This is a genomic window from Microvirga terricola (assembly GCF_011777495.1).
Classification (GTDB): domain Bacteria; phylum Pseudomonadota; class Alphaproteobacteria; order Rhizobiales; family Beijerinckiaceae; genus Microvirga; species Microvirga terricola.
The window spans coordinates 85,325-111,803 of the sequence record NZ_JAATJS010000008.1 but is presented as its reverse complement, the minus strand read 5'-3'; the positions used below and the strand labels follow the sequence as shown (position 1 = coordinate 111,803).

The following is a 26,479-nucleotide window of genomic DNA, read 5'->3' as shown; positions in this document are numbered from 1 at the left end:
CTTGATGGTGGCATCATGTACCGATTTTCCTATGCCGAAATTCTGGAGGATGCATCCGATGGATGCCGCGAACGGGAGAAACTTGCCTTCGACCGGGCAATAGACCTGCTCAATACCGCGAGCGCCACCGGAGCGAACTCGAAAGAGGGCGCAGATGCCCTCTTCTTCGTTCAAAGACTCTGGGGCCTCCTGATTGACGACCTGGTGAGCCAAGAGAACGGATTGCCGGAGACGCTGCGCGCGCAACTGGTGTCAGTCGGTCTTTGGATCATGAAAGAGGTCGACCGAATTCGCCAAGGTCAGTCGTCCAGCTTCGGGGGACTTATCGATATCAATACGATGATCCGTGATGGCTTGCGATGAGCAAATCCATGCATCTGTCGCTCAAGGCGGGCGAACGAATCTTCATTAATGGCGCCGTTCTCAGGGTCGACCGGAAGGTGTCGATCGAGCTCTTGAACGACGCCACATTTCTACTCGAAAATCATGTGCTTCAAGTCGAGGACGCGACGACGCCCTTGCGACAGCTGTACTTCGTCGCTCAGGCCCTTCTGATTGATCCGAGTAATTCCGAAAAAGCGAAATCGGTTTATGAGGACCTTCATCGGGAAACCCAAAAGCTCTTTACACATCGTGAGATCATAAACGGGCTGAAGCACGCAGCAGAAATGATCGACGCTGGTCGTGCCTTTGATGCCCTCAAGATCATTCGGGGGTTGTTTGTGATGGAGAGCGCCATTCTCCCGGGCGAGCCCGAAGCTAAGCCAATTCAGGCAGCATAGCGAGGAATCAGAAATGGACGTCAGTTCAATTGCGGCCACGAATGCAACCCAGCAGTCCAACAAAAAGTCCGCCACCCCGGCATCAACCCCAACCCTCAATTACAATACCTTTCTCAAGTTGCTCCTTGAGCAAATGAAGAACCAGGATCCGACGGATCCCATGAAATCGACCGATTATATGGCTCAACTAGCGACCTTTTCCCAAGTTGAGCAGACCATGATCGGTAACTCAAAACTTGACGCGTTACTCTCCTCCTCTGCGTTGACCCAGGCCGACGCCGTAATTGGGCGCACCGTCACCTCGGCGGATGGGGCAACGACCGGCAAAGTGGTCTCCGTGCGAATTACCAATGACGGGGCACTGGCCAATCTGGGGAATGGAAATGAAATCCTCCTCGGCCCCGGTGTTACGATCAGCTGACAATGAATGAGGTCGATGCGTTAGAACTCGTCCGGACAGCGATCTGGACGATCATCATAGCGGCCGGTCCGGCGGTCGGAGCGGCGATGGTGGTGGGAATCTGCATCGCTCTCCTCCAGGCGCTGACACAGATTCAGGAAGTCACGCTGACATTCATCCCCAAGATCATTGCGATTCTGCTTGTGACCCTTTTGACCGGATCGTTCGTAGGGTCACAGATTTTCACCTTCACGGAGCAGGTCTATAGCAGGATCACCACAGGGTTCTAGGCCAACACGGGTAGCCTTGCGCCGCAGCCGATCTCACGGGCAGGGGACGCTCGCGCAAGCTTGATGGCCGATTCAGCTCGGGTTGAGCGTGAAGAGGGAATTGAGCCCATATGGCGACTAGCCAGGTTGCAAGCCTAGAGCGCAACAAAAGCCGAGATATTGCTTTCGCGGGCGGCATCGTCTGCATTCTCGCGATCCTGTTCCTCCCTATCCCGGCATTCCTGATCGACATGGGGCTCGCGCTCTCCATTGCGTTGTCGGTCCTGATCTTGATGGTCGCGCTTTGGATTCAGAAGCCGCTGGAATTCTCCTCGTTCCCGACGGTACTTCTTATCGTAACGCTATTGCGTTTGGCGCTTGGTATCGCGACGACACGCCTGATCCTGGCCAATGGGCATCAGGGCGTCTCCGCAGCAGGCCATGTCATCAACGGTTTCTCGCAGTTCGTCATGAGCGGCGACTTCGTAATCGGCCTCGTTGTTTTCATTATTCTGATCACGGTGAACTTTCTCGTCATCACGAAGGGCGCGACCCGCATCGCTGAGGTTGGGGCGCGCTTCACGTTGGATGCGATCCCCGGCAAACAAATGGCCATTGATGCGGATCTTTCCGCTGGCCTGATCGACGAAAAGGAGGCCCAGCAACGCCGGCGGGAGCTGGAGGAGGAGAGCGCCTTCTTCGGCTCTATGGACGGCGCCTCGAAGTTCGTGCGCGGGGAGGCCGTCGCAAGCCTGATTACGATCGCCGTCAATATCTTCGGCGGTATCATTATCGGTGTCACGCGGCACGGGATGCCTCTTTCAAAGGCTGCCGATGTATTCACCAAGCTGTCTGTCGGTGACGGTCTGGTCGCTCAAATCCCGGCTCTTGTCGTCTCGCTCGCGGCCGGTCTTCTGGTCTCGAAGGGGGGGACACGAGGACCGGCCGAACAGGCGGTTCTTGGTCAGCTTGGCGCCTACCCACGCGCTCTGACCGTTGCCGCGGCTCTGATGTTTGTCTTCGCTCTCGTGCCGGGACTGCCGCTTGTGCCCTTCACGGCCCTCGGATTGCTGCTAGCATTCGTCGCCTATACGATACCGCGTCGATTGGCTGAGCAGAAGGCTGCGGCCAGTGCCAAGGCGGCGGCCGAAGAAGAAAAGAACCGGACCGAGGCGCGCGACTCGGTTAAAGAGTCTCTCAAAACGGCGGAGATCGAACTCTGCCTTGGCAAGCATCTCGCTGTGCAACTCCTAAGCTCGCACGGCGATCTGGCCCATCGTGTGAGCAAGATGCGCCGGAAGTTCGCGCAGCAATACGGTTTCGTTGTTCCGGATATCAAGCTCTCCGACAGCCTCAACATCGCGCCCAAGAGCTACCAGATCAAAATCCATGGTACGGTCGTCGCATCGCAGGAAACGCGGCCTGGCGAACTTCTGGTTATCCTTGGAGACGGACCCACGCCGGACGTTCCCGGCGACGAGGTCCGGGAACCGGCCTTTGGCATGAAAGCCATGTGGATCTCCGATGCCTATGTCAGTGAAGTTAAGCGTGGCGGATTCAATCCGGTCGATAGCAATTCGGTCCTGCTGACGCATCTGAGCGAAGTCATCCGGAACAATCTTCCGCACCTTCTATCCTACAAGGATATGCGCGCGCTGCTGGACAGGCTTGATCCGGAATATAAGCGGCTCATTGACGATATATGCCCCTCTCAGATTTCCTACTCCGGCCTGCAAGCCGTTCTGAAGCTTCTTCTCGCGGAAAGAGTGTCCATCCGCAATCTGCATCTCATTCTGGAGGCCATTGCCGAAATCGCGCCGCATGCCCGGCGTTCGGAACAGGTCGTCGAGCACGTCAGGATGCGCATTGCACAGCAGATCTGTGGGGATCTCGCTGAAGATGGGGTGCTGAATGTGCTGCGCCTCGGCAATCGGTGGGATTTGGCCTTTCATCAAAGCCTAAAACGCGATGCCAAGGGCGAGGTCATCGAGTTCGACATCGACCCTCGCCTCGTCGAGCAATTCGGAACAGAGGCATCCGAAGCGATCAAGCAGAAAATGAAAGAAGCGCATACCTTCGCGCTTGTTACGGCCCCCGATGCGCGCCCCTATGTCAGAATGATCATCGAGCGGCTATTCTCGACTCTGCCGGTTCTGTCGCATCTGGAGATCGCGCGCGGCGTCGAAATCAAGTCCCTCGGGACCGTTTCGTGACGAACATCACGCCTGCAACATTGATTGCTGTTTTTCTGATCTTCTGCCGGGTCGGCGGATGCATTCTGATCGTGCCCGGACTGTCTAGCGCACGCATGCCACCCCAGGTGAGGCTCTTTATTGCGCTGGCGGTTACGCTCGCGCTATCGCCTCTGATCGTTGGCAAGGTCTCCGGGAGCCTTGAGAATCAGAGTGACTTTGTGATCTTCGGCCTTATCGCGTCTGAGACCGTGACCGGACTTTTGATCGGCCTGCTCGGTCGGGTCTATTTTATGGCGCTGCAGACGATGATGACGGCGATTGCCATGGCGATTGGGTTCGGCAGCATCCCAGGAACCTCCATCGACGAAGCGGAGTCAATGCCGGCAATCGGGTCGCTTGTGATGATGGTCGCGACCGTCCTGTTCTTTCTCTCCGATTTGCAATGGGAGATTTTCCGCGGGCTCCTGGTTTCATACTCCAGAATCCCGCTAGGGCAAGGCTTTGGCGCCCAAGTCTCCTTGATACAGCTGACAGACCAAATTTCCGCCGCGTTTCTGCTGACGCTGCAGATCAGCAGTCCGTTCATTGTGTACTCGGTCATCGTCAATCTTGCAGTCGGGATTGCAAATAAGCTAACGCCTCTCATCCCGGTCTACTTCCTCTCGACGCCGTTTGTGCTGATCGGGGGGCTATTCATGATCTATTTTTTGCTGAAAGATTTCATGTCACTCTTCATGGCCGGGTTTGTAGCCTGGGTGGCTCAGGGTTGAAAAGTTATGCCTAAGCAGCACCTTGAGAAAGTTGAGCGCTTGCGGAAAGTGCAGGAGCAACTGCACAGGATTTCGGAGTGGAAGCTCGCGGTGCTTCAGCGCCAGATAACGGATCTCCAAGGTGCTCAAGTCGTGCTAATTGAGGCGCTGAATAATGAGGACCCGTTGCATGGCCTGTTCGTCGAGCCGACCGCTCGCCGTCTTAACAATCTCGCGAGAGAAGAAGACCAATTGCGGCAGGCCGAGACAGCGCAGATTAAGGTCACCCGCGATCGCGCCATGCAGGCAAAAAGGATGGAGCGCTTCAGCGATGCGCTTTCCCTTGAAAGTCAGCGGGCGGCCGAGAAGGACAGCTTGCTCCGGCTGCTGGACGGGCTCGCTTCGCGCGCGCAAGCCTCCCGTAAGCTCTGAGTGCTATCCGGTGAATGGTAAACAGGGGATCGCGGAAGCTATCCATGGGAATCAATCTGCCATCCGATATCATTCAGGAGGTGGCGCTCGCCGCCAATCCGACGAGATATCAGGCTGCTGCAAGCAGGCTTTCGGAGGCTTCCCGAGCAGAGGACACTGATTTCGGAAGCGTTCTGGATGGAGCGGCCATGCGCTCGACCGCTCCGTTAAGAATGGACTTATATTCGGCCCGCAACGTCATTCGAAGCGATGCGGCCGGTTCCGCCGGAAAACCGCTTGAAGCGTACCAGAAGTTCGAGGCCTTCATTCTGCAAAGCTTCATCGAGAGCATGTTGCCGAAAGATTCGGAGAACGTGTTTGGCAAGGGCACCGCGGGAAGTGTGTGGAAATCCATGATGGCGGAGCAGATCGGCGCGCAGATCGCAAAGGCGGGTGGAATCGGGATCGCGAAGAAGGTGTTCGCGGCACATCCCTCAACGGGTCCCCAGTCGGATGCGCCGCTTCCTCGGTCCGAGCGTCCGGATTCTGTCGGCGACCTATAGGCCTTTCTCCCGCTTATCAAACGGACCACGAGATAAACATGATCATTCAATCTATTGAACGCCTTGAAGAGATAATCGAGGCGGAGACAGTTGCATTGCTCTCACGTGGCCCGATGGATCAGGAAGATTTCAATCGGCGCAAGAGCCAAAGTCTCTTGGAATTAAGTCGACTGGCGCGCACAGTCGAGGGCACGACGCTCGACGAAAGTACCGCTGCGCGGTTGGCGCAATTGCGGACGAAGCTCGAGCGGAATCATTCTGCTATCGGAATGCATCTTCGGGCGGTTCGGGAGGTGGCCGAAATCATCGCCAGCGCGATCAAGAATGCTGAATCGGACGGCACTTACTCGGCCAACGCCTACGCATGAGGTTAAGACGGGATGGCGAGAATTCTGGTCACCGGGTTTTGGATCTGCGCCATCACGCTGATATCCTGCTATGCCGCTGTCTATTGGGGCACAGGGGTCAAATTCGCGAAAAAGGAAGAGTATCTCGAAGGCCTCGAGTACCAGAAGGTGCGCGTCATCAACGTTCCCATCATAGCAGAAGGGGCGGTGCAGGGGTACGTAGTAGCCAACCTCGTTTTCACAGCTGACGCCAAGACACTCCGTAGTCTCCCCGTTCCGCCGAACACGTTCATCATCGACGAGACTTTTCGGCAGATTTACACTGACGAGAAGTTAGATTTTAGGAAGTTGTCGAAGTATGACGTTTCGGCGCTCTTGAAGAACATTAGAGTTAGCGTCAATGAGCGGTTGGGAGCCGACATCGTCAAAGACGTTCTCATCGAGAATTTCAACTTTGTCGGCAAAGAAGACATTCGATCATAGCCGATAATCAGCCTAGCTGCCTCTAAGGAGCTCTGAGGAGCGCGCCCACTTTTTCGGTTTCGATGATGCCCGTGATCGTTTTAAGGCTATCCTCGGTCGTCGCTATCACGACGCCACCGCAGACGCGGCCTTGTCCCGCAAAGGCATAACGTAGAACGCCCGCAGCCTCTATCGACCCCGGGCGACGCGAGACGAAGCCCTGGACAGACGACGGGCGTTCGTTCGACCCGTGGATGACCTCGATGCCGGCAAGGCGACCGGTCACCGCACGAGGGACGATCCGAAGCTTCTTCTCGTCCCGGAAACCCATGATCAAATGCTGATTGAAGAGGGTTACAGCGACCTCAGGCTCGAAATGGAGAAAACCTTCCGTCGATAGAGGGCGATCGGAGGTTTCGAAGGAATCGAAGACAGCGATCGCGGCCAAGTCGCGGGCGCACACGAAGATCCGGCGATGGTCATAGTCAGGGCCATTGACGTTGCTCGCGACCTCGAAAACGTTGGCGCCGTCAACTTTGGTGATCGACCGGATCCACGCAACTCCCGCCGTTTGCTCCCGCCGGTCGGGGATTGCGATGTTATGGGTCCGCGACACCGTCAGATATTGTCGAATAGGGCCGCTTTCGAACTCGCGCGCACCACCCGGGTCTGTGATCCACCGGACACCGGCGGAAGAGTAAACGAACGAGGTACAGTCATTGTGCCCGTGACATGCGCCTTGTTGCGGGATGTTGGCGCAGAAATGTCCCCACTCCGCGCCGGGCTCATAGTGCCGTGCAACAATGGCGCCCGTGGAGGGGAGAGCAAGTACCTTAGCGCCGCGTGGATAGGAGAGCGCAGCCTTAATGCGGCGGTCGGAGCTGACTGACTGCCCATAAGATGCGATAAGCCGATTAAGCCAGGATGCGTGATGGAGGCCGGATGGCGTATCACCAAATGGAGGCAGCATGCCCGCGGGGTCGGCGAGGATGATTGCATTCAGCAGAGCTGCCTTCAGCCTGGGCGCAAGAGAGCGAACGAAGTTCTTTGCCTCGGGAATCTCCTCGAGAATGGTTGTCAGGATGAGGCCCAGCGAGATGATCTCCAGCCGATAATGCTGCGATGGCTCATTCAGAGTGCCATCCGGATCTAACAGTTCATCAAATCCGTCATTCAGGTGAGACAGCGCGACAGAAGCCCAGTGGCTCGACAGCGGAAAACGCCGTAGCGCGTGTGCGAGCGCGAGAAGAGCGCTTGCGACGTGAATTTGATAGATCGAATGCGAGAAAATGTTCTGGCTGAGAATTTGTGCCAGGGCGAAGCAATGCCGCACAACTTCTCCAACGAGGGCGAGACGGGTCGAGGAAGTAACCTTCGCTTCGGCTCTCAGGCTTATTGAAAGAAGTTCGAGGAACGCCTCGGCGCGCGCAGCCAGAGGCAGCGGATGGGCACTTATGCTATCCGCGAGCTCGCCCGAAGAATTACTCCGTGACCATGAAAGAGCCAATTGCAGCGCATGAGCTAAGTCTTTCGGATTCGCCCCGACCGTGAGGTCAAGGAGCCAAGACAGGGACTGAAATTCCAGCCGCCATGCCAGCGAATGGAATGGGTCTTCACTCCAAGTGAGATCCTCAGGAATGCGCCAAGGAGAGAACGCGCTGAGCTGTAACCGATTCAATGAAACTTGGCGGCGGTCTCCTCGCTGCAGTGCTCGGAGCCGGCGTTGCGTTACGAGAAGAAGCGGGCCTGGCGCTTCCTCGTCCAGAAGCGCCTTCAGATCAACGCTAGCGTTTGGTTCTCTAACGAGATCCAGCTTTGCGGCGAGGCGTTCAAGGAACTGTGCCGCATCCTGCGTCTCTTCGGATATGGCCTCTCGTAGAATATCGTCGGCGGTCGATACTTCGAGCGGGACAATCAAATTGACGGGCGCGTCATTGCGCTTTGCCTGGAACCCCAGTTCGACGGAGACTGCCTGTGCCGGAGGAGAAAGATCCAACGTGAACCGCCGGGCGCGGGTACTGGCGGGAATATTGATGAATGCGCCGAGCGCAGGAATCATAGCGATGCCAGGGTAGGGCGGCGCAATGATCTCGTCCTGGGAATCTCGAAATATGATCCGCACCAAAGCGCCATCTTGCGACCCATCCGGTGCGAGTATCTGCCCGCGAACCGACAGGGGCCTGCCCTGGACGAGGGCATAGCGGAACCAGACGGGATCCGACAGTAATTGTTTGTGGTTGTGAGGAGATCGCAGAGGCTGTGTGAGATCCCCGTGAGATCCTGGCTCCCCCTCACCACTGGAGGCTGTCAGATCCGCATGAATGAATTGTCGCAGTGTTGTGCGAGCAATTTGGAAGGGGTGCGTGTTGCGCCAGCTACGGACCGAGATAAGGATCTGCCGCGTTGGGGCAGGAGCCAAAAAACAGAACCGAACTTTGTGTGCCCCAACGTGACCGGGATTCTCTTCGAGATAGACGGGCCCGAGAACATAATCGCTATGTGGGTCGATCTGAGACCGCGTTAGCCCTGGGACATGACCGAAGTCGAGGTCCGATCCATCGCCTGCGAGAAATGAAACGCCTACAGCAGCAAAGTCGTGAGCGGCGCGCGCCTGCTCATCCGGATGCCAGCTGATCTCGAAGCTGAATTCGCACCAGGTGCCGGGTTCGATATCGTCAAATTTCAGAGTGACGCGAGACCACCGGTTCTTGTGGGCAACGATATGCATTCCCTCGGCCTGCCCAGGCAGCGAGTCGCTTGCATACTGGACTGTGACGGGGGCGATCGACCGTACGCGCATCATGGAAGTGGGAAGACTCCGAAACTCATCAAAAATGTCGAATGAAAAGCAATTCGTGAGGGCGCGCCTTATGCTGTGCGCCGCAGAGACATGTCATCTCGCCACTGGTACGCTGAGTTTATCCGACGAAAATATATCCGATGTATCTTTTGGCTTCGATGGGATCGTAGCCGAGACGCTGTCTGAGCTTCTTGCGCAGCTTGCTGACATGGCCCTCGATGACGCTCTCCTCGACATCGTTGCTGTAGATGCCGTAGATGGCGTTGAAGATCTGCGTCTTGGTCAGGCGGCGGCCGCGGTTGCGAACGAGATATTCGAGGATGTGGCGCTCGCGCCGCGGCAGAACCAGGCTCTCGCCATCGATCTCGGGATCGCGGCCATCGAAATAGACCTTGAGGCGCTCAGGCCGCTCGGATGTCGGGGCGCCGCTCATGCGCCGCCAGATGGCTTCGGAGCGGGCGAGGATCTCGCGCACATGGACGGGCTTGCGCACCACATCGTCGATGTTGGCGGCCAGCAGTTCGAGGGTCTGTTCGAGGGACCGAACTTCGCTCAAGGCGATGATCGGAGCGCGGGAATGGCGCCGGATGACGTCGGCGCAGGTCATGCGGTCCTGGAAATCGCCGAGGAGGAAGCCCTGCACGGCTTCAAGATCGGAATTGGAGGCGGCTCCAAGCCAGTCCTTGAACTCACCCGAGAACAGCCCGAGGGAGGAAACGCCCTCCCGGTCGAAACTGGCGACGTATCCCGCCGTCACCATCTGTCGCTCATCGACGACGATGTACATGTATCAAGCCCCCCGGCCCAAAAACGGTTGTATGAACGCAAGCACTGAGAGAATGCCGCCGTGTCGCCGTCATGGCGCGCGGCCGACTTGTTTTTTACTTTGCTTTAAGATCGCGTGTGCTTGGATCTTCGGTCGCCCTCCCCGAATCAGTAGGCAGTTCGAAAATGCCGTTCGGGCGATTCGCCGTCAACGGCAAATAGATCTCACCGCAACAAAGCTCACACATTCCCTAACTGTGTGACCCATATGCGGGGAATTAGTTCCTTGATGAAGGGTATTTATCCAACGGAGAGAGCGGGCCGCACGGCATGCGGTCAAGTAAGCGGCTGTTGAGTACTTCCGCGCGTTCCGACGCAGCGCGATGAAATAAGCTAGAGCGCGCCAGCCCCACGACAGATTACCGACTATGCTAGGTTCGACATGATCCTACCGGAACGAGGCGATGGGCCGTCGATGCCGGATTCAGGAGTTTTGAATTTATGCAGCATTGTCTCGTGGTCGACGATTCATCCGTGATCCGCAAAGTATCCCGCCGGATTTTGGAGGAAATGAATTTTCGCGTTTCTGAGGCGGAGGATGGCGAGAAGGCGCTTTCCATCTGCCTAGCGGACATGCCCGATGTCGTTCTGCTCGACTGGAACATGCCCGTGATGGATGGATATGAGTTCCTGACCCGCTTCCGCCGCCTGCCGGGCGGAGAGCGGCCCAAAATCGTCTTCTGCACGACCGAGAATGACATCGCCCATATCTCGCGGGCGCTCGAGGCGGGGGCAGACGAGTACATCATGAAGCCCTTCGACAAGGACATTTTGACGGCCAAATTTCAGGAGGTCGGGGCCCTATAGCGCTTTGCCTATTTTGGCCGTCCGTCACGATCACACGATTTTTGAGTTTCTTTCATGAGCATCGACCCCGTGGCCTCAACCGCTCCCCCTGGAAGGAGCCGCACGCGCGTGATGGTGGTCGACGACAGCGTCGTCATTCGTGGTCTCATCGCCCGCTGGCTGACGGAGGCCGGGCAATTCGATGTTGTCACGACCGCTGCGAATGGCCGGATCGCAGTGGATGCGTTGGACCGGTTCAAGCCCGACATCGTGCTTCTCGACCTTGAGATGCCGGAAATGGATGGCGTTGCCGCACTTCCATTGCTTCTCAAGAGGCAGCCCGGCATCAAGGTGATCGTGATCTCGACGCTCACACAGCGCAATGCCGAGATTTCGCTCAAGTGTCTCTCTCTCGGTGCGGTCGACTATCTTGCAAAGCCCGAGAGCAATCGGCAGGCTAGCACATCGGAAGATTTTCGCTGCGACCTTGTCGAGAAACTCAAGGCGCATGCGGGATCGCGAGCGAGAAGCGCTGACGCGGTTTCCGCTCCCGCTGCAACGTACCTGCGCCCGGCGGCTAAGCCCGCCCATTCGCGCCCACAATATCTCTTGATTGGCGCCTCGACAGGGGGGCCAAGGGCCATTGAAGAGGTTTTGACGAGCCTTGGTCCGGTGGCGCAACGTGTTCCGATCCTCATTGTCCAGCACATGCCGGCAATGTTTACGGCGGTGTTTGCCGATCACCTCCGTGCTCTTCTCGGGATGCGGGTCTGTGAGCCGCGTGATGGCGAAGGAGTTCTACCCGGAAATATCTTTGTGGCGCCCGGTGGGCGTCACATGGGGATCTCATCTGGTCCGGCGCATCCCGTCATCCGCCTTGACGACCGCCCTCCTGTCAATTTCTGCCGCCCTGCCGTGGATGTGCTTTTTCGCGATGCTGCCACTGTACTTGGCCCTGCGGCCCTTGCGGTGGTTCTGACAGGCATGGGATCGGACGGGACGCAAGGTGCACGAGCTCTTGTCGCTACCGGCGCGATGGTTCTCGCTCAAGACGAAGCCACAAGCACCGTGTGGGGCATGCCCGGAGGGGTCGCAAAGGCTGGCCTCGCGCATGACATCCTTCCCCTCGAAGCCATCGGGCCCGCGGTCAAGGGCTACATCACCGGATCGACCCTATGACGGAACTCGATTTTGAATTTCTCTGCGCCTTTCTGAAGACCCGCTCAGGGCTCTCCTTGACGGTCGACAAGCGTTATCTCGTCGAGAGCCGGCTCGGAACTGTTTGCCGGCAGTCGGGAATCGACAATCTCTCGCTTCTCGTTGCACAGCTGAGGTCAGGGCGCCGGAGCGACCTTGAAACAGCGGTCGTCGAGGCGATGACGACAAACGAAACATTCTTTTTTCGGGACAAGGGGCCTTTCGACCTCTTCCGAGATGTCTTGCTCCCGCGCTTTCTTGCTGCGAGAGCCTCGACGCGTAAGCTGCGGATCTGGTGTGCAGCGGCCTCGACTGGCCAGGAACCCTATTCGCTTGCGATGTTGCTTGACCAAGCCTCTGCACGGACCGCCGGATGGCAATTCGAAATCCTGGCGACCGATATCTCGACCGAGGTTCTCGAGAAGGCAAAGGCCGGTCTTTATAACCAGTTCGAGGTGCAGCGCGGGCTCCCGATCCAGATGCTGCTGAAATACTTCACTCAGGTTGGGGATCAATGGCAGATTGCGCCGCATATCCGCGCCAAGGTTGACTACTGGCCTCTCAATCTCATCAAGGGTTTCAATCATCTCGGTCCGTTCGACATCATCTATTGTCGAAACGTTCTCATTTATTTCGATAAGACGACCAAGACCGACGTCCTAGAACGGTTGACCAATATCATGATGCCCGACGGCGCGTTGCTCCTGGGGGCAGCGGAAACCGTCATCGGTCTCACGGATGCCCTGTCGCCAGATCCCGTCAATCGCGGGCTTTACGGCAAGGCGAGCCATTCTTCGGCTACGCCTCCGATGGGGCTCGTCGCTTCGAGCTAAGCGCACGACTGGGACGAGGCAGGATGCAGGATAGGCTTTACGCCTTCTGCCGAGTTCGCAGAAACTCTCGCAAGGACTTGCCGACATGCTCGATGTGATGTTTCAAGAGAGAGCATGCCGCATCGACTTGCCCCTCCGCGCACAGCTTGACGATTTCAGCGTGTTCTTCCTCGGCCCGCTCCATGCCTCCGGTCAGGGATAACTGAAGGCGAGTATGCCTGTCGCACTCCTGGAGGAGGTTGGCGACTATGGCGATAGATTTAGGCCGCTCGGCGTGGCGGTAGAGCAGCATGTGCAGCTCCGTGTTCAGCTCTCCCCAGCGACCGACATGCTTTGCCCGTAGTTCTGAGCCGTACTCTTCTAAAATGCCGTTCAGCCTGACATAGTCGCTTTCCGTGAGGCGAGGTGCGGAGGCCTTGAGGAGGCGCGGTTCGAGCAGCGTGCGCAGTTCGAACAGCTCGTCGATCTCGCCTAACGAGAGTTCGGAGACTATCGCGCCCCGATGGGGATGAATCTTCACCAGCCCCTCGGCCTCGAGCTGCATCAGGGCCTCTCGTACCGGAATTCGGCTGACGCCGAACTCATCGGCAAGGGCATCCTGACGAAGCTGAAACCCAGCCGCAAACTCACCGTTGAGGATCCGCTGCCGCAAAGCCTCAGCCACGGCACCGGAGATCGTCCGGTGCCGGAGAGTTTTCTTGGCTGGACTGGGTGGGGTTACGGCCTTGGGTTCCATTCGATTCACAAATCAGGGACGTGGGAGAGCCCTTCCCCTTAGCACCATGGTCAACGAGGTGTCTTGACATCATAGATTTTATACAATCTACATTGCTGGGATGCAAGATCGTTTAGAGGAGAGAGGTAGAGTGGCCAGGAAAATTGGATGGGAAGGCGTCTTCCCAGCAGTCACCACGCAATTTAAGCCGAATTTCGACCTCGATATCGAGGCGACGCGCAGGGTAATGGGGGGCCTGATCGACGACGGCGTGTCCGGCCTCATCGTTTGCGGTACGGTCGGAGAGAATTGCTCCCTCTCGCGTTCCGAGAAGATCGCGGTGATGGAGGCCGCCAAGGATGCTTCGGGGGGCAGGGTCCCCGTGATCGCAGGTGTCGCAGAGTTTACGACTGCATTCGCTTCTGAGGTGGCCCAGGAAGCGGAGCGCATCGGTCTCGACGGCGTCATGGTGATGCCCGCCTTGGTTTACTCGTCCAAGCCCCATGAGACGGCGGCGCACTTTCGCGGGGTCGCGAAGGCGACCGATCTGCCGATCATGGTTTACAACAATCCGCCCATCTATAAGAACGATGTGACGCCGGATATCCTAGTTTCCCTCGCAGATTGCGAGAACATTGTCTGCTTCAAGGATTCGTCCGGGGACACCCGTCGCTTCACCGACACGAGAAATATGGTCGGCGACCGGTTCGTGTTGTTCGCCGGCCTTGACGATGTTGTCGTGGAAAGTGTGATGCTGGGCGCCGCCGGCTGGATCTCCGGCATGTCGAATGCTTTCCCGCGAGAGGGCGAGACTCTGTTCCGCCTCGCAAAGGCGGGGCGGTATGAGGAGGCGAGGGCGCTCTACGACTGGTTCATGCCCTTGCTGCACTTGGACGCGCGCCCCGATCTCGTGCAATGCATCAAACTGTGTGAGCACATCGTGGGTCGAGGGTCTTATCTGACGCGTCCGCCGCGCCTTCCCCTCAGCGCGAACGAGCGTGAAGAGGTTGAGCGAATGATGGCGGCGGCCCTCAAAAACCGGCCGAAACTTCCCGACGTCGGATTGAAGTCGGCAGCTTAGAACGATCCCGGCGGCGAGCCCCCTGGCTCGCCGCTCTTCTTATCCTCAATATGCCGATTGGGTACGAGCTTACGTCATGGCGCGTCATACGTTTTTCTGCATCGATGGTCACACCTGTGGGAACCCGGTTAGAGTCGTTGCCGGGGGCAGTATCCCGCAGCTGAACGGCGCGACGATGTTCGACCGCCGTCAGCACTTCCTTGCCGAATATGATTGGATCCGAACGGGTTTGATGTTCGAACCCAGAGGGCACGACATGATGTCCGGCTCGATCCTCTATCCACCGACGCGCGCAGATTGCGACGTTGGCATCCTGTTTATCGAAACCTCCGGATGTCTGCCGATGTGTGGTCATGGCACGATTGGCACGGTAACCATTGCGCTCGAGAATGGTCTCATTCACCCGAAGGCGCCCGGCATTCTGAGACTTGATACGCCTGCCGGCGTTGTCGAAGCCCGCTACGAGCAGAACGGCCCGTTCGTCGAACGAGTCCGCATCACCAATATCCCGTCGTTCTTGTATGGGACGGGCTATGATGTCGAAGTCGAGGGGCTGGGTTGGTTGAAGGTCGACGTGGCCTACGGTGGCAATTTCTATGCTATCGTAGAACCGCAGGAGCTTTATTCGGACCTTTCGGCGATCAATCCTTCCGACGTGCTGCGTTGGAGTCCGAAGCTGCGGGAAGATTTCAACAAACGCCATAAGATCTCTCACCCAGAGAATCCGGCGATTAACCGGCTAACCCATGTCCTCTGGACGGGACGTCCGCAAACCCCTGAGGGCACAGCGCGCAACGCGGTCTTCTATGGCGACAAGGCCATTGATCGGTCTCCCTGCGGCACGGGAACCTCCGCCCGGATGGCTCATCTTGCCGCCAAGGGCGCGCTCGTGGAAGGCGACGCATTCGTGCACGAGAGCATCATCGGATCGACCTTCACCGGCCGCATCGAAGGGCGGGCAAAGGTCGGGGATCGCGATGCGATCATTCCGTCCATCGAGGGTTGGGCGCGGGTGACAGGGTTCAATACCATTGTCATCGATGAGCGCGATCCGTTCGCTCTCGGATTTCAAGTAGTCGACGACATCAAGAACAGCTGAATGACGTGGCCTTCCGACGATAAGAATAGGATGCACGATGCGAGTGACCATTATCGGGGCCGGTATCGTTGGAATAACGACGGCTCACGCGCTCCTCGACGAGGGGCATGAGGTCACGCTCGTTGATCCAGGTGACAAATCTGGAAGAGCCACGGATGCGAATGCCGGATGGATCGCTCACTGCGATATCATGCCGCTTGCTTCGCCGAAGATTTGGAGCCACGTACCCCGTTGGCTTCTCGATCCGCTTGGACCGCTCGCGATCCGGCCCGGCTATTTACCGCGGCTTGCCCCGTGGCTGGTCCGCTTCCTACGGGCTTCATCACCTCAGCGGATCGAGGCCAGCATCGAGGCCATCCGTTCAATCAATGCTGAGGCTCTGCCGGCCTGGCTGCGGCGGCTTGAGATTTGCGGCCTGCGGCATCACTTGCGTGAACGCGGCACTCTCTCGGTATGGCGGAGCCAGGAGGCCTTTGCGAAGGCGAAAAATGTCCTTCGCCGCCAGCGCGAATTTGACATTCCGTTTGAGATGATCGGTTCAGGTGATCTTAAAACGCTGGAACCAAGCCTCTACAATGCTCCAGTTGGCGTCATCTATCCCGGCATGTGTCATGTCTCCGACCCGGCGACGCTGGCGACTGAATTGATGGCAGCTGCGCTTGCGAGAGGAGCCCGACATGTGCGCGCCGAAGCTCGCGCGATCAGGCCGGCCAACGACGCGGTTCATGTCGTAACCGACGTCAGTGATGTTGGCATTCTCTCCGATCGGGTGGTGCTCGCAGCAGGAGCGTGGTCGAAGCTCATCGCAAAGTCACTTGGCGATGCTATCCCGCTCGACACCGAGAGGGGATACAACGCCACGTTCCCAACAGGTACTTTCGGCTTGAGCCGGCCGGTCATGTTCGAAGGCGAGGGGTTTGTGACGACGCCCCTCGATATCGGCGATCGGATTGGCGGCGCGGTCGAATTCGCAGGACTTGATGCGCCCGCCAACCATCGTCGAGCCGATGCGATGATCGCGCGCCTGAAACACTTTTTACCGCATCTCGATTCTCGGATTCCTGCTCGTCGTTGGATGGGGTTCCGCCCCTCTATTCCGGATTCTCTCCCGGTGATCGGGAGCGCGCGCGGGGACGAGAGAGTCGTGTATGCGTTCGGCCATGGTCACTATGGTCTCACACAAGCCGCGGTGACCGCCGAGATAGTGGCGGCGAAGATCTCCAACCGACGAGGACCGGTGGACGCTACGCCTTTCTCACCCCGCCGGTTCTGACTTGACGCGGTCGTCATAGAGGCGGAGGTCAAGGTGACCACCGCTCGGTCGATCCATCCATCAGCACTAAGCGCGAGGGGGGAAGGGCGCGACTCCGGCAAAAGGCTCTGTCAGACTCGCCTGAGGTTCCGTGAACCAGCGTGCTCCATCCTCAGTCATGTAAAAATGATCCTCAAGGCGAACACCGAACTGATCGGGTACGACGATCATCGGTTCGTTTGAGAAACACATTCCCGGCGCGAGGGCAGTACCGTCGCCGCGAACGAGGTTGGGCGCCTCATGGATCTCCAGCCCAATTCCATGCCCTGTGCGATGAGGCAGTCCTGGAAGACGATAATCTGGGCCGAGGCCGTTCGCTTCGATGACCGCGCGGGCGGCCCGGTCGACGCTCTCACAGGTCGCTCCCACCTGTGCAGCCGCGAACGCAGCAGCCTGCGCTTCCTTCTGTATTCTCCAGATGCGCTCGATCTCAGCGGTCGGCTCATCGATCATGTAGGTTCGCGTAATGTCAGAATGGTAGCCATCCAGCCGGCAACCGGTGTCAACGAGAATAAGATCGCCGCGTTGAAGGGCAGGGTCTCCATCGGCCCCATGAGGCAAAGAGGTGGCGACACCGAAGGACACGATGCAGAAACTCGACCCTGCAGCGCCGAGATCCCGATGTTGTGAGTCGACAAATGCGACAACCTCGGAAGCACGCATGCCAGGCTGAAGTGCTGCATGAGCGCGCCGGTGGACCTCAATCGTCATGGTCTTGGCTTGGGCCATAAGCGCCAACTCGGCTGGAGATTTGCGGGCCCTCAAAGGACGGGTCAAGGGGCCCGCGTCGATGAGCCGGTCTGAGCCGATCGCTGCGGCAAGGCCGTGATAGGCGAAAAGGGGCAGTTGCTCGTCGAGCGCCAAGCGGTGGTTGGGCTTGAGAAGGTCGCGGACGAGCAGATACGGACTCTCATGCTCCTCCCACGTCGCAATCGCGCCAGGGATGATCGGCATGGATTCCACTTTCGTGCGCTCGAACCCGGGGACGATGTAGGTAAGGGACTTGGGGGTAATGAGGGCTCCGAGAAGACGCTCGCTCGGCCGCCACACCAGGCCGGTGAAATATCTCAAGCTCTCAGTCGACCCCAGAAGGACGCCACCGACGCCATGCTCTTCCATGCTTCCCCTGAGGCGCCCGATGCGACCTTGGCGTTCCTCGGCAGAGATGGGCGCTACTGGATGGCGCCAAGCGGTGTCCGACATGAAATCCAGCCTTCTAATACGAATGATGAGCCTTGAACGCGAGTGGTTCTCGCGCGCGAGATGATATCCTGCTGCGCTGTGGAACGCTACTCTCTGACAAGCTTTTCATCACACGCTTTTGTCGAGCAGACCGCGTGAAGCGTGCGATTTCGCCCGAGTCTCACCGTGACGCCGAACGGCGCGCTTTCCCGGGCTAGCACGTTCTCCAGCCATTCCGTATCGTGCGCGGATGCTTGGTGAAGAGAGAGTTGCCGGATCTGAAATGGTGTCATCTCGAGGTTGACCAGAGACATGCGGTTTGGATCGAGTGTCGCGCGGTAAGCCAACGACAGATCACCTCGATATCTCTCGTATCCCGCAATTCCCTCGTAGTCGTTCAAGAGGTCGCCGCAGCCGTAAAGGATGAGCCTGTCGCGATATATCTCAAGCGCTTGCGGATGATGCGACGAGTGGCCATGAACGATGGAGACGCCTGCCTGATCAATAAGGGCATGGGCAAATCGCCGTTGCTGTGGTGAGATCTCATAGCCCCAATTCGGGCCCCAATGAATCGAGATGATGATCAGATCTCCAGGACGTCTTGTCGCTTCGACGAGTTCGGTGATCTGCCTGACAGTGGAATTTGAAAGATCGGGAATAAGATTGACTCCCGGCGTGAGTGGCGTGGCGACCCAACTCCTCGGAGTTCCGCTTGTCTCGGATGCAAAGGAATAGACCGCCACTCGCCCCTTGCCCTTGACTTCCAGGATAGCCGGAGCGCTCGCCTCTTCCACGGTTCTCCCAGCGCCGGCTGTTCTAATGCCGAGCTGCTCGGTAACCGCCAACGTCTCTAGAAGGCCCGCAACGCCCCAATCCAACACATGATTGTTGGCGAGGACGCAGCAATCGATGCCCGCTGTCACAAGAGCCGCCGCGTTGGCCGGGCTCACTCGATAGTTGATCCCCTTCGGAATATAGGCGTCGCTTCTAGTAATGCTCGTCTCCAGATTGATAATACGGAGATCGGGAGGAGAGTGTCTCCACTCTTCGAGTGCAAAGCCCCACGGATATGAGAGTTGCGCAGGCCGGGTAATGGGTCCGTTGGCTTCTTCAGCCAACATCACATAGTCGATTGCTGAAGTAGCGAACCCCTCATAGAGTTGCGGATCACTAGGGGCGGGCAAGATCTGATCGATCCCGCGGCCCAACATCACGTCACCGCATAGTACGATATCGATGAGCGTCGACTTCGAATCTGGCACCCTTGTCATTCTCTGTCGCGCCGTCGCCCACGCGCTCAATGTCGCGAGGCGGAGCAATGCAAAGCCGCCGCCGATATTTATCTTAGGCGGTCGCCGTTGGTGTCGCTTTCCGCAAGAAGGATATCATAAACCGCTGCCGCGGGGCCGGATAAGGTGTGCCCTGACTTTCCCATCACATCGTCTTCGCTAGCGGCCCATTGCAGCGCGGTCTCGATATCCTCTAAGGTCGCGCCTGACTCCATGATGGAAACCACCGCCTCGTCGGAAAGGTCGCCAAGCAAGGTCAGGATCTCAGCGCGAGATACCGGCGATCTTGTCATGCGAAGAACTCAGGAGTTTGAAAGCGTCCGGACGACATCTTTGAAATGTGTCCATTCAACCGCCGGCCATAGTTCCGTTCGCGCATGCCCCAACGTGCGCACCAAGGTAGAAACTTTGGTCGCGGTGTCGATATCCTTGGCTGTAAAGATATCAAGATAATCATGGGGCCCTAGGACGGCGTAGCTGCTATGCCATTCGACATCCGGGCACTCCTTCCGGACTTTCGCCATCGCTTGGCGTTCGAGACCCTCGAGTTCCCCAGGCGACTGGACGGCCTCGGGCTCAATCTGCGTGAGCATGACAAAGACTGGCATGGGGTTCTCTCTTCCTGATGGGAAGATTACTCATGACCGTGACCCCATCACGCCGCATTGACAAAGCTCAATCACAGGCCCGGGACGCTCGCTTTCGGCTCGCTCAAGCTTCTGGCCCGTGGTACTGCTCCATGACTTATTGGGAGATCTCCTTATGTCCGGCTTTGATCGCGAGCGCGCCCGGTCCTTGATGGCGAGAGCTGGAATGGATGCATTGGTTCTCTTCCAACCGGAGAATTTTCGCTATGCGACGGGACAGCCGGGCGGCGTGGCGACGATGTGGCGGAAGGCTGGCGGGGCCATTGCGGTTGTCCCATCCGATCCGTTCGATGCAATTATCGCAATCGTTCCTGATCTCTCCGCCCCCAACATTCGCAGGCTCGCTCCAGATATCGATGTTCGGGAGCATCCAATCTGGGTGGATTGCGTCGATCTATCATCCCTTCCCGGTGGTATGCCGACGCCGGACAGAGTGACGGCGGCCTATCGCGAGCAGAGACTCATTCATCCCCGTCCGGAAACCTTCGATATCAAGCGTGTTCTGAGTCTGCTGCGTGCGGCGCTGTATGAGATGGGCATGGGCTCGGCACGAGTTGGCGCAGATTTCTCTTTCCTGCCCGTTGCCGACTTCGAATTCATAAAGGCGGAGCTACCACAGATCGGGTGGATCGACGGCTCCGATGTGATCCGCCGCCTTCGGGCGATCAAATCCCCGCCCGAAATCGCTCACTTACGCACGGCTTCGACCTTGGCCGAAGCCGGATTGAGGCGCATGATGACGGAAGTGCGGAGTGGCGCCTCGGTTAAGGCACTATCCGAAGCCTGGCGGGATGGTGTGAGGGGCGCCGTGGAAGTTGCTGGGATAAGCAATTTTACGGGGTCGTGGGATTTCATCGCGATCGGTCCGGATCCATGGGGTGCATCCGGCGTCGTCGAGAGAGGATCAATCATCAAGGCCGATGTTGGCTGCCTAGTTAGTGGCTACTCCTCCGACGGAGCGAGGACGTTCTCATTCGGCAGGCCATCGTCGGTTGCGAGGGACATTTTCGATGTGCTCAGCGCAGCGTTTGATGTTGGCCTTGAAGCAATCCGTCCGGGCGCCACGTTTGGAGCGGTGCATGCGGCCATTCTTGGGGAGATGCGTGCGGCAGGTTACGCAGAATACCATCGGGGCCACTTCGGGCATGGCGTTGGTGCGAGCGTCGGAAGCGAGGAATGGCCATTCATTTCGGCGAACAATGACGACGTGATACAGCCCGGGATGGTCCTCGCAATGGAAACACCGTTTTACGCCAAGGGCGTCGGGGCGCTGATGATTGAGGACCAGCTTCTTGTCACCGAGAACGGAATAGAGGTGATGAACGCGCTGCCGCGGGAGATGATCGACCTAGCGTAGAAGGTCGGGAGTAGCGGAGGCACACAGGGCCTACGCAGTGGCAACGCCGCCACCGCCAATTACAATTCGCCCCCAGGTTCGAAAGAGGTAAACCCCTGAGATTCTGATACCAATTGAGCTGCCCCGAAGTCGAAGCCAGGAACCCGACGCTCTCCCATTCCAGCCTTGCCAAGAAAGCGCCACTTGTCTCCACGCAGAAAGCTCGGCACGACGCGATCCTCCGGTACCGCACAAACGAGACCTGTCGCCCCCACAAGCTTGAATAAGTTTGAAGGCAAGAGAAATAGTCGCCAGCCCGGCGGCAAATTTTCTTCCCCATATCAGGCAAAGACCTTCCGATTTCGTTCGAAATTCCGTCGTACGCGCCGTGAGAGATCGTGGCCCTAGCACAAAAACCCCCTTGATAGCTGGCGCGGGACAACCGGTAGGCGGCCAGGCGGGCTTTGGTCCGAGTCAAACCAACTCCGTATCGTTTAGCTTCTCCGATCCAATCGAAATGCCTCCTGTGGCAGCAAGGGCATTCCACTCGATCTACCGGTGTCGGTCATGGAACGCGTGCCGCCAAGCCGAGTTAAAACGACATCACTCGGAGGTCTTGTTGTGACGCCTCGGGCGAACTGGAAAGGCTACCTCAAAATTGCCGAGCTCGCCTGCCCGGTCGCGCTCTACACAGCCGCGCCTACTTCGGAGAGGGTCGCGTTTCATATTCTAAATCGCGAGACGGGTCATCGAGTCCATCGCAAATTTGTCGACGCGGACTCCGGAGACGAAGTTGCGGCCGAGAACCAGGTTAAAGGATATGAAATCGGCAATGATGAATATGTCATTGTCGAAGCTGAGGAGGTTGCGGCCGTTCTGCCAGAGAGTGACAAAGCTCTTTCTGTTGAGGCCTTTGTGGCATGTCACGATGTCGATGATATCTACTTCGACCGGCCTTACTACTTGGCGCCGACGACCGATCTTGCTGAGCAAGCCTTTGCTGTCATTCGGGATGGTATGCGCGCAAAGAATGTGATGGCAGTGGCGCGAGCCGTCCTCTTCCGTCGCCTGCGGACATTGCTCATCAGGCCCCACGGAGCGGGCCTCCTCGCGACGACGCTCTATTTCAATTATCAAGTACGATCTGCGCCCGATGCATTTCAGGAGATCCCTGAGATCAAGACGAAAGGCGAGATGCTCGACCTCGCGAAACACATCATCGATATGAAGCGAGGAACCTTCGATCCGCGTGAATTCAGGGATCGCTACGAGGCCGCGCTGACAGAGTTGGTGCGTGCAAAAGTTGAGGGCAAGCCAATCCGGGCCCGGAAGGCGCCACCCGCCAGCAAGGTTGTCAACCTGATGGACGCCTTGAGACAAAGTGCAGGCGTCAAAGTGCCGGCAGCACGGGCGATCAAGCCAACCGGCGCACCCGGTCCAACTCCCGCGAAACGTACCGCACGCAAGGCGAAGCCGCACTCCAGAAAACGGGCCGCTACATCGCATCGCCGGAAAGCAGGCTGATCCGTGGTGCTGGAGGCCTACCGCAAGAAGCGCAACTTCGTGAAAACCGCTGAACCACTGGGCCACGCGGTCGACGCGACGACCGGAAATCGCTTCGTCATTCAAAAACATGCTGCACGACGCCTTCACTACGATCTGCGTCTCGAGTTGGATGGAGTCCTCAAGAGTTGGGCCATTGCCCGCGGTCCCAGTCTGCTTCCCGACCAGAAGCGCCTTGCCGTCCATGTTGAGGATCATCCTCTGGAATACGGAGACTTTGAAGGAACGATTCCAAAGGGTGAATATGGCGGCGGCACTGTCATCGTGTGGGATCGCGGTGAATGGCAGCCCGTTGGCGACCCGCATCGGGGATATGCCAAAGGACATCTTGATTTCGAGTTGAAGGGTGAAAAGCTCAGAGGCCGTTGGCACCTGGTGCGGATGAACGGCCGGCCGCGAGAGAAGCGAGAAAACTGGCTGTTGATCAAAGCGGATGACGCTGCGGCGCGCTCCAAGAGCGCAGCCGATATCCTCGTCGAGAGACCAGAGTCCGTGAAAACAGGGCGCATGATTGAAGACGTCTCAGGTGAGGCGCCGGGATGGTCATCAAAAACCGGAAAGATCGAACCAACCCAGACCGTGCCCTTCTCGGCCATCGTCGCGAAACTCAAAGGAATACGTAAGGGGCGAATGCCGGATTTCGTCGAGCCTTGCCTAGCCGCCTTGGCCACAGATCCCCCCGCCGGAGATCGTTGGATCCACGAGGTCAAATTTGATGGCTATCGTCTCCAAGCTCATCTAAGCCGTGGTCAGGTCACCTTTCTCACACGCGGGGCCTTGGACTGGACCGCGAAGCTCGGCAAGAAAGTCGCCTCATCTTTTCGTGCTCTTCCTGTAGAACAGGCTCTGATAGACGGCGAACTGGTCGTAGAAGACGAGGCGGGCGCCTCGCATTTCCCATCGCTCCAAACGGATCTAAGTGAGGGGCGCACCGATCGGTTCATCTTCTATGCTTTCGACCTTCTGCATCTCGACGGATACGATCTTCGCGCTGTCCATCTGATCGAGCGCAAGAATATACTGCGGCAATTTCTCGGTGATGGCAGAGGGAGCCTACGCTTCAGCGCTCATTTCGAGCAAGACGGCGATGTGGTTTTGCAGCATGCCTGTCGCCTGAGTCTCGAAGGAATTGTTTCGAAGCTGCGTGCCTCTACCTATCGCGAAGGGCGAAACAAAAGTTGGACCAAATCGAAGTGTACGGCGAGCCAGGAGCTGATCGTATGCGGCTTCGTTCCTTCCACCACCTCACACAAAGCCATCGGCTCGCTCGTCCTTGGATACTACGACAAGGGAAATCTAATACCGGTTGGTCGCGTGGGCACAGGATACACGGCGACCGTAGCGCAGGACCTCTATCGGCGCTTGGAGGACATGAGAATTCCCTCCAGCCCTTTCGCGCGGTCCCTCGATGCAGAGGCCGCACGCCATGTGCGATATGTAAACCCGGAATTGGTCGTCGAGATTGCGCTTCGCGGCTGGACTGCGGATGGCAATCTTCGTCATGCATCCTTTCGAGGAGTGCGCGAAGATAAGCCTGCTCGAGAGGTGGTGCGCGAAACGCTTAAAATGATGCCGCTTCCGAGGCCGAAATCAACCGTGAAGCTCTCGCATCCGGATCGACTCTATTGGCCCGACGCAGGTGTTACAAAGGAGGGGCTGGCCGACTATTATGCCGATGTCTGGCAGCGAATGTCTCCTTTCATCGTGAACCGCCCCCTTGCTCTCGTGCGCTGCCCGGACGGCGTGGCGGAACAGTGCTTCTTTCAAAAGCATGTATGGAAGGGGCTCAGTCACCTTGTCCGGCGTGCGCATGATCCGGAAGATCGGAGCGGCGAGCCGCTTATCGTGGTGGACGATCTTGACGGACTGATTGAACTTGTTCAGGCAGGTGCGCTTGAAATCCACCCGTGGGGTTCGACAACAGCTGCTCTTGAGCAGCCTGATATGATCGTCATGGACCTCGACCCTGCCGAAAACGTTCCGTGGGATGCGGTCGTCAGCGCGGCAGAAGAGGTTCGCGACCGATTTTCCGCGGTCGGGTTGACCAGTTTCGTCAAGACATCGGGCGGCAAAGGCCTCCATGTCGCCTGCGCCCTCAAACCACGCGCGCGTTGGGGTGAGGTGAAGGCATTCACGAAGAGAGTTGCGGAAGCGATGGCATCCGACAGTCCTGGCCGATTTGTCGCTAAGGTCACGAAAGCTCGAAGAAAAGGAAAGATTTTCGTCGACTATCTTCGCAACGGCCGTGGTGCCACAGCGATTGCGCCATATTCAACGCGTGCCAGGCCAGGTGCCGCCGTCTCGATGCCATTGGCGTGGGAGGAGCTCAGCGGGGGGGCAGGGCCATCCTACTTCACAGTGAATAATGCGCTCATTCGCCTTTCGCATCTAGCGAGTGATCCCTGGTCTGACTTCTGGCTGCCGGCGAGGCCGCTTCCGACACTACTTGGTCAACGGGGGCGGTCGGATCGGGCGGCGCTCCGACATCAGGTGCGGAAGCAAAGACCTTCAAACCCGTAGATACTTCCCAGGCTATTCTCGAGATCGTGCATTTTGAACTGCATCGCCGTTCCAGCTCGGAACGCACGTGTTTCTGCGCCTTTGAACAGAACCACTTCGAGACGAGCAGGCGTTTTGCGAAGCAAATCCAGGATTCCGCGCATGACCGAGTCGCTGAAGCCTGTCGTTTCCCGGAACTCGAAGCTTCCATCGCCAAAAAAGTCGACTGACGGATAAATTGGGAACGATGGGGTTGCCCGATCCTGGAACCACCCTCGAACAATTGCGCGACCGTGAGACGATGCGCGGATGCTCGGGCTGCGGGGAATGTCGCCGATCTGGAACCGGACCCGGCGTGCGCCTGGTTCGCAAGTCAGGATGAGCAACCCCTCCCGACCTGACCGGTTCCCTTGCAACGGGATGGTGATGTTCGTCCGCAGAAGCGCAAAATCACTCGACAGGCGTTCGAGCTGCCATCCGTTCCGACCGGCTTCAAAATCCTGCGCATATGCCTGACTTGCCGTCAGCATTCCGAGCAGAACACATACTTTCTTCATATTATGAGTCGATGTGAGGGCGTTGCGAAACGTTAAGCGATTATTACTCTTTTTCAAGGGCGGAGGCCGCTCTCTTCTCCCAGCGTTCCTCAGCGCGAGAGGTGGAAGAGGGACCAAAGCGCACGGCGGCGCTGCTCTCCTTGAGCCTACAGCGCTGCCCAGCCAAACTGAATGACTGCCACGCAGGACGCGTAGCCGGTTCCCCTGACTTGGCCCGCCGGCTTTATCATTTCAACCATGTTCGTTAAGAGGGTGCGAGAAATTAATTTCGAAATTCGAGCTATTATTGTTCGAAATGCAGTTGTAGGTACCGTTAATTAACGATACTGCTAGCCTGTCATCTCGGACGAAAGCGGATGCAAGTGTAGCACTCCCGCTACTCCGGTTCGAAGGCACTGTATCAGGCCAGTTATTATTTTCACGAGTCAATCCGAGATGGCCTAGGCCATTTGGCTGATGTCTCGCGCCCGCGGCCTAATCCAATCAGCTGAATCGACACTCATCCCAAAGAGGCGAAAATGAGGCAGCACAAGGGCTAGGATTCCGACTTCCACCTATCCCGGGTCATGGAACTTGTGTT

Annotated in this window: 27 protein-coding genes and 1 pseudogene; 20 read left to right on the top strand and 8 right to left on the bottom strand. The window is 57.8% G+C overall.

Translation table 11 applies throughout. The features are described 5' to 3' along the window. Window positions 1-15: 15 nt before the first annotated feature. From flaF to HB375_RS17560, 10 genes are all read left to right on the top strand, one after another. On the top strand, window positions 16-363 hold the full coding sequence (gene flaF / locus HB375_RS17605; RefSeq protein WP_167674405.1) for a flagellar biosynthesis regulator FlaF: 348 nt from the start codon (window positions 16-18) through the stop codon (window positions 361-363). A gap of 8 nt (window positions 364-371) precedes the next feature. Further along, the gene (gene flbT / locus HB375_RS17600) at window positions 372-782 is read left to right on the top strand and encodes a flagellar biosynthesis repressor FlbT (protein WP_167674404.1); all 411 of its coding nucleotides are present in this window, start codon (window positions 372-374) and stop codon (window positions 780-782) included. Window positions 783-795: 13 nt separating this feature from the next. Next, window positions 796-1,203 (top strand): flagellar hook assembly protein FlgD, encoded by a 408-nt coding sequence (flgD, locus tag HB375_RS17595; RefSeq protein WP_167674403.1) that lies wholly within the window; start codon window positions 796-798, stop codon window positions 1,201-1,203. Between the two features lie 2 nt (window positions 1,204-1,205). Continuing rightward, window positions 1,206-1,472, top strand: a complete 267-nt coding sequence (gene fliQ, locus HB375_RS17590; protein ID WP_167674402.1) for a flagellar biosynthesis protein FliQ — start codon at window positions 1,206-1,208, stop codon at window positions 1,470-1,472. 110 nt (window positions 1,473-1,582) lie between these two features. Further along, the gene (gene flhA, locus HB375_RS17585) at window positions 1,583-3,664 is read left to right on the top strand and encodes a flagellar biosynthesis protein FlhA (RefSeq protein WP_167674401.1); all 2,082 of its coding nucleotides are present in this window, start codon (window positions 1,583-1,585) and stop codon (window positions 3,662-3,664) included. Further along, on the top strand, window positions 3,661-4,416 hold the full coding sequence (gene fliR, locus HB375_RS17580; protein WP_167674400.1) for a flagellar biosynthesis protein FliR: 756 nt from the start codon (window positions 3,661-3,663) through the stop codon (window positions 4,414-4,416). Before flhA ends, fliR begins: the two co-directional genes overlap by 4 nt. A 6-nt stretch (window positions 4,417-4,422) precedes the next feature. Next, window positions 4,423-4,827, top strand: a complete 405-nt coding sequence (locus tag HB375_RS17575) for a hypothetical protein (RefSeq protein ID WP_167674399.1) — start codon at window positions 4,423-4,425, stop codon at window positions 4,825-4,827. A 44-nt stretch (window positions 4,828-4,871) separates the two neighbouring features. Beyond that, window positions 4,872-5,369: a rod-binding protein gene (locus HB375_RS17570; RefSeq protein ID WP_167674398.1), complete on the top strand. Its 498-nt coding sequence runs from the start codon at window positions 4,872-4,874 to the stop codon at window positions 5,367-5,369. Window positions 5,370-5,407: 38 nt separating this feature from the next. Next, window positions 5,408-5,737 carry a flagellar protein FlgN gene (locus HB375_RS17565; RefSeq protein WP_167674397.1) on the top strand — a complete coding sequence of 110 codons (330 nt, stop codon included), beginning with the start codon at window positions 5,408-5,410 and terminating at the stop codon, window positions 5,735-5,737. Between the two features lie 12 nt (window positions 5,738-5,749). Continuing rightward, a complete protein-coding gene (locus HB375_RS17560) occupies window positions 5,750-6,199 on the top strand; it encodes a hypothetical protein (protein ID WP_167674396.1) in 450 nt (149 codons plus the stop codon). Window positions 6,200-6,221: 22 nt separating this feature from the next. Here the strand turns inward: HB375_RS17560 and HB375_RS17555 are convergent, their stop codons facing one another. Both HB375_RS17555 and HB375_RS17550 read right to left on the bottom strand, forming a co-directional pair. Continuing rightward, entirely contained in the window at window positions 6,222-8,906 is a 2,685-nt protein-coding gene (locus tag HB375_RS17555; protein WP_167674395.1) for a heparinase II/III domain-containing protein, read from the bottom strand. Between the two features lie 190 nt (window positions 8,907-9,096). After that, window positions 9,097-9,765 carry a response regulator transcription factor gene (locus HB375_RS17550; RefSeq protein WP_167674394.1) on the bottom strand — a complete coding sequence of 223 codons (669 nt, stop codon included), beginning with the start codon at window positions 9,763-9,765 and terminating at the stop codon, window positions 9,097-9,099. 479 nt (window positions 9,766-10,244) lie between these two features. Between HB375_RS17550 and HB375_RS17545 the strand changes: the two genes are divergently transcribed. From HB375_RS17545 to HB375_RS17535, 3 genes are read left to right on the top strand one after another with little or no spacing between them, the layout of a single operon-like run. Next, on the top strand, window positions 10,245-10,610 hold the full coding sequence (locus HB375_RS17545) for a response regulator (protein WP_167674393.1): 366 nt from the start codon (window positions 10,245-10,247) through the stop codon (window positions 10,608-10,610). A 54-nt stretch (window positions 10,611-10,664) separates the two neighbouring features. After that, a complete protein-coding gene (locus HB375_RS17540) occupies window positions 10,665-11,768 on the top strand; it encodes a protein-glutamate methylesterase/protein-glutamine glutaminase (RefSeq protein ID WP_167674392.1) in 1,104 nt (367 codons plus the stop codon). Further along, window positions 11,765-12,619, top strand: coding sequence for a CheR family methyltransferase (locus HB375_RS17535; protein WP_167674391.1), 855 nt, complete (start codon window positions 11,765-11,767; stop codon window positions 12,617-12,619). Before HB375_RS17540 ends, HB375_RS17535 begins: the two co-directional genes overlap by 4 nt. 37 nt (window positions 12,620-12,656) lie before the next feature. Here the strand turns inward: HB375_RS17535 and HB375_RS17530 are convergent, their stop codons facing one another. Beyond that, a complete protein-coding gene (locus tag HB375_RS17530; protein ID WP_167674390.1) occupies window positions 12,657-13,355 on the bottom strand; it encodes a GntR family transcriptional regulator in 699 nt (232 codons plus the stop codon). Window positions 13,356-13,485: 130 nt separating this feature from the next. Here HB375_RS17530 and HB375_RS17525 point away from each other — a divergent pair, with 130 nt between their 5' ends. The 3 genes from HB375_RS17525 (at window position 13,486) to HB375_RS17515 (ending at window position 16,787) form a co-directional block, all read left to right on the top strand. Then, a complete protein-coding gene (locus tag HB375_RS17525; RefSeq protein WP_167674389.1) occupies window positions 13,486-14,415 on the top strand; it encodes a dihydrodipicolinate synthase family protein in 930 nt (309 codons plus the stop codon). A gap of 76 nt (window positions 14,416-14,491) precedes the next feature. Next, the gene (locus HB375_RS17520) at window positions 14,492-15,514 is read left to right on the top strand and encodes a 4-hydroxyproline epimerase (protein WP_167674388.1); all 1,023 of its coding nucleotides are present in this window, start codon (window positions 14,492-14,494) and stop codon (window positions 15,512-15,514) included. Between the two features lie 37 nt (window positions 15,515-15,551). Beyond that, the gene (locus tag HB375_RS17515) at window positions 15,552-16,787 is read left to right on the top strand and encodes an NAD(P)/FAD-dependent oxidoreductase (RefSeq protein ID WP_167674387.1); all 1,236 of its coding nucleotides are present in this window, start codon (window positions 15,552-15,554) and stop codon (window positions 16,785-16,787) included. A 66-nt stretch (window positions 16,788-16,853) separates the two neighbouring features. Here HB375_RS17515 and HB375_RS17510 read toward each other — a convergent pair whose 3' ends face one another. The 4 genes from HB375_RS17510 to HB375_RS17495 form a co-directional block, all read right to left on the bottom strand. Further along, complete coding sequence (locus HB375_RS17510; RefSeq protein WP_167674386.1) at window positions 16,854-18,029, bottom strand: M24 family metallopeptidase; 1,176 nt, start codon at window positions 18,027-18,029, stop codon at window positions 16,854-16,856. An 86-nt stretch (window positions 18,030-18,115) separates the two neighbouring features. Beyond that, window positions 18,116-19,279, bottom strand: a complete 1,164-nt coding sequence (locus HB375_RS17505) for a CapA family protein (RefSeq protein ID WP_167674385.1) — start codon at window positions 19,277-19,279, stop codon at window positions 18,116-18,118. A 68-nt stretch (window positions 19,280-19,347) separates the two neighbouring features. Next, on the bottom strand, window positions 19,348-19,590 hold the full coding sequence (locus HB375_RS17500) for a hypothetical protein (RefSeq protein WP_167674384.1): 243 nt from the start codon (window positions 19,588-19,590) through the stop codon (window positions 19,348-19,350). Window positions 19,591-19,599: 9 nt separating this feature from the next. After that, complete coding sequence (locus HB375_RS17495) at window positions 19,600-19,905, bottom strand: GYD domain-containing protein (RefSeq protein ID WP_167674383.1); 306 nt, start codon at window positions 19,903-19,905, stop codon at window positions 19,600-19,602. A gap of 154 nt (window positions 19,906-20,059) precedes the next feature. Between HB375_RS17495 and HB375_RS18545 the strand changes: the two are divergent. From HB375_RS18545 to ligD, 4 genes and pseudogenes are all read left to right on the top strand, one after another. After that, window positions 20,060-20,230, top strand: a pseudogene (locus HB375_RS18545) (aminopeptidase P family N-terminal domain-containing protein); the annotation flags it as partial. 129 nt (window positions 20,231-20,359) lie between these two features. Then, complete coding sequence (locus HB375_RS17490; RefSeq protein ID WP_343232440.1) at window positions 20,360-21,301, top strand: M24 family metallopeptidase; 942 nt, start codon at window positions 20,360-20,362, stop codon at window positions 21,299-21,301. A gap of 546 nt (window positions 21,302-21,847) precedes the next feature. Further along, window positions 21,848-22,804 (top strand): non-homologous end joining protein Ku, encoded by a 957-nt coding sequence (gene ku, locus HB375_RS17485; protein WP_205800256.1) that lies wholly within the window; start codon window positions 21,848-21,850, stop codon window positions 22,802-22,804. Window positions 22,805-22,807: 3 nt separating this feature from the next. After that, window positions 22,808-25,363, top strand: a complete 2,556-nt coding sequence (gene ligD, locus HB375_RS17480; RefSeq protein WP_167674381.1) for a DNA ligase D — start codon at window positions 22,808-22,810, stop codon at window positions 25,361-25,363. On the opposite strand, the gene HB375_RS17475 is transcribed toward ligD, so the two are convergent. After that, complete coding sequence (locus HB375_RS17475) at window positions 25,330-25,956, bottom strand: hypothetical protein (RefSeq protein WP_167674380.1); 627 nt, start codon at window positions 25,954-25,956, stop codon at window positions 25,330-25,332. The genes ligD and HB375_RS17475 overlap by 34 nt on opposite strands. Between the last annotated feature and the right edge of the window lie 523 nt (window positions 25,957-26,479).

Coding starts and splice junctions, on each gene's coding strand:
- HB375_RS17495 (WP_167674383.1), bottom strand. CDS start 19,905: ATGCCAGTCTTTGTCATGCTCACGCAGATTGAGCCCGAGGCCGTCCAG.
- ku (WP_205800256.1), top strand. CDS start 21,848: ATGGAACGCGTGCCGCCAAGCCGAGTTAAAACGACATCACTCGGAGGT.
- HB375_RS17570 (WP_167674398.1), top strand. CDS start 4,872: ATGGGAATCAATCTGCCATCCGATATCATTCAGGAGGTGGCGCTCGCC.
- HB375_RS17540 (WP_167674392.1), top strand. CDS start 10,665: ATGAGCATCGACCCCGTGGCCTCAACCGCTCCCCCTGGAAGGAGCCGC.
- HB375_RS17500 (WP_167674384.1), bottom strand. CDS start 19,590: ATGACAAGATCGCCGGTATCTCGCGCTGAGATCCTGACCTTGCTTGGC.
- HB375_RS17490 (WP_343232440.1), top strand. CDS start 20,360: ATGCCGACGCCGGACAGAGTGACGGCGGCCTATCGCGAGCAGAGACTC.
- flgD (WP_167674403.1), top strand. CDS start 796: ATGGACGTCAGTTCAATTGCGGCCACGAATGCAACCCAGCAGTCCAAC.
- flaF (WP_167674405.1), top strand. CDS start 16: ATGTACCGATTTTCCTATGCCGAAATTCTGGAGGATGCATCCGATGGA.
- flbT (WP_167674404.1), top strand. CDS start 372: ATGCATCTGTCGCTCAAGGCGGGCGAACGAATCTTCATTAATGGCGCC.
- HB375_RS17575 (WP_167674399.1), top strand. CDS start 4,423: ATGCCTAAGCAGCACCTTGAGAAAGTTGAGCGCTTGCGGAAAGTGCAG.
- HB375_RS17515 (WP_167674387.1), top strand. CDS start 15,552: ATGCGAGTGACCATTATCGGGGCCGGTATCGTTGGAATAACGACGGCT.
- HB375_RS17510 (WP_167674386.1), bottom strand. CDS start 18,029: ATGTCGGACACCGCTTGGCGCCATCCAGTAGCGCCCATCTCTGCCGAG.
- HB375_RS17520 (WP_167674388.1), top strand. CDS start 14,492: ATGGCGCGTCATACGTTTTTCTGCATCGATGGTCACACCTGTGGGAAC.
- HB375_RS17565 (WP_167674397.1), top strand. CDS start 5,408: ATGATCATTCAATCTATTGAACGCCTTGAAGAGATAATCGAGGCGGAG.
- HB375_RS17560 (WP_167674396.1), top strand. CDS start 5,750: ATGGCGAGAATTCTGGTCACCGGGTTTTGGATCTGCGCCATCACGCTG.
- HB375_RS17505 (WP_167674385.1), bottom strand. CDS start 19,279: ATGACAAGGGTGCCAGATTCGAAGTCGACGCTCATCGATATCGTACTA.
- HB375_RS17535 (WP_167674391.1), top strand. CDS start 11,765: ATGACGGAACTCGATTTTGAATTTCTCTGCGCCTTTCTGAAGACCCGC.
- HB375_RS17555 (WP_167674395.1), bottom strand. CDS start 8,906: ATGCATATCGTTGCCCACAAGAACCGGTGGTCTCGCGTCACTCTGAAA.
- flhA (WP_167674401.1), top strand. CDS start 1,583: ATGGCGACTAGCCAGGTTGCAAGCCTAGAGCGCAACAAAAGCCGAGAT.
- fliQ (WP_167674402.1), top strand. CDS start 1,206: ATGAATGAGGTCGATGCGTTAGAACTCGTCCGGACAGCGATCTGGACG.
- HB375_RS17550 (WP_167674394.1), bottom strand. CDS start 9,765: ATGTACATCGTCGTCGATGAGCGACAGATGGTGACGGCGGGATACGTC.
- HB375_RS17545 (WP_167674393.1), top strand. CDS start 10,245: ATGCAGCATTGTCTCGTGGTCGACGATTCATCCGTGATCCGCAAAGTA.
- HB375_RS17530 (WP_167674390.1), bottom strand. CDS start 13,355: ATGGAACCCAAGGCCGTAACCCCACCCAGTCCAGCCAAGAAAACTCTC.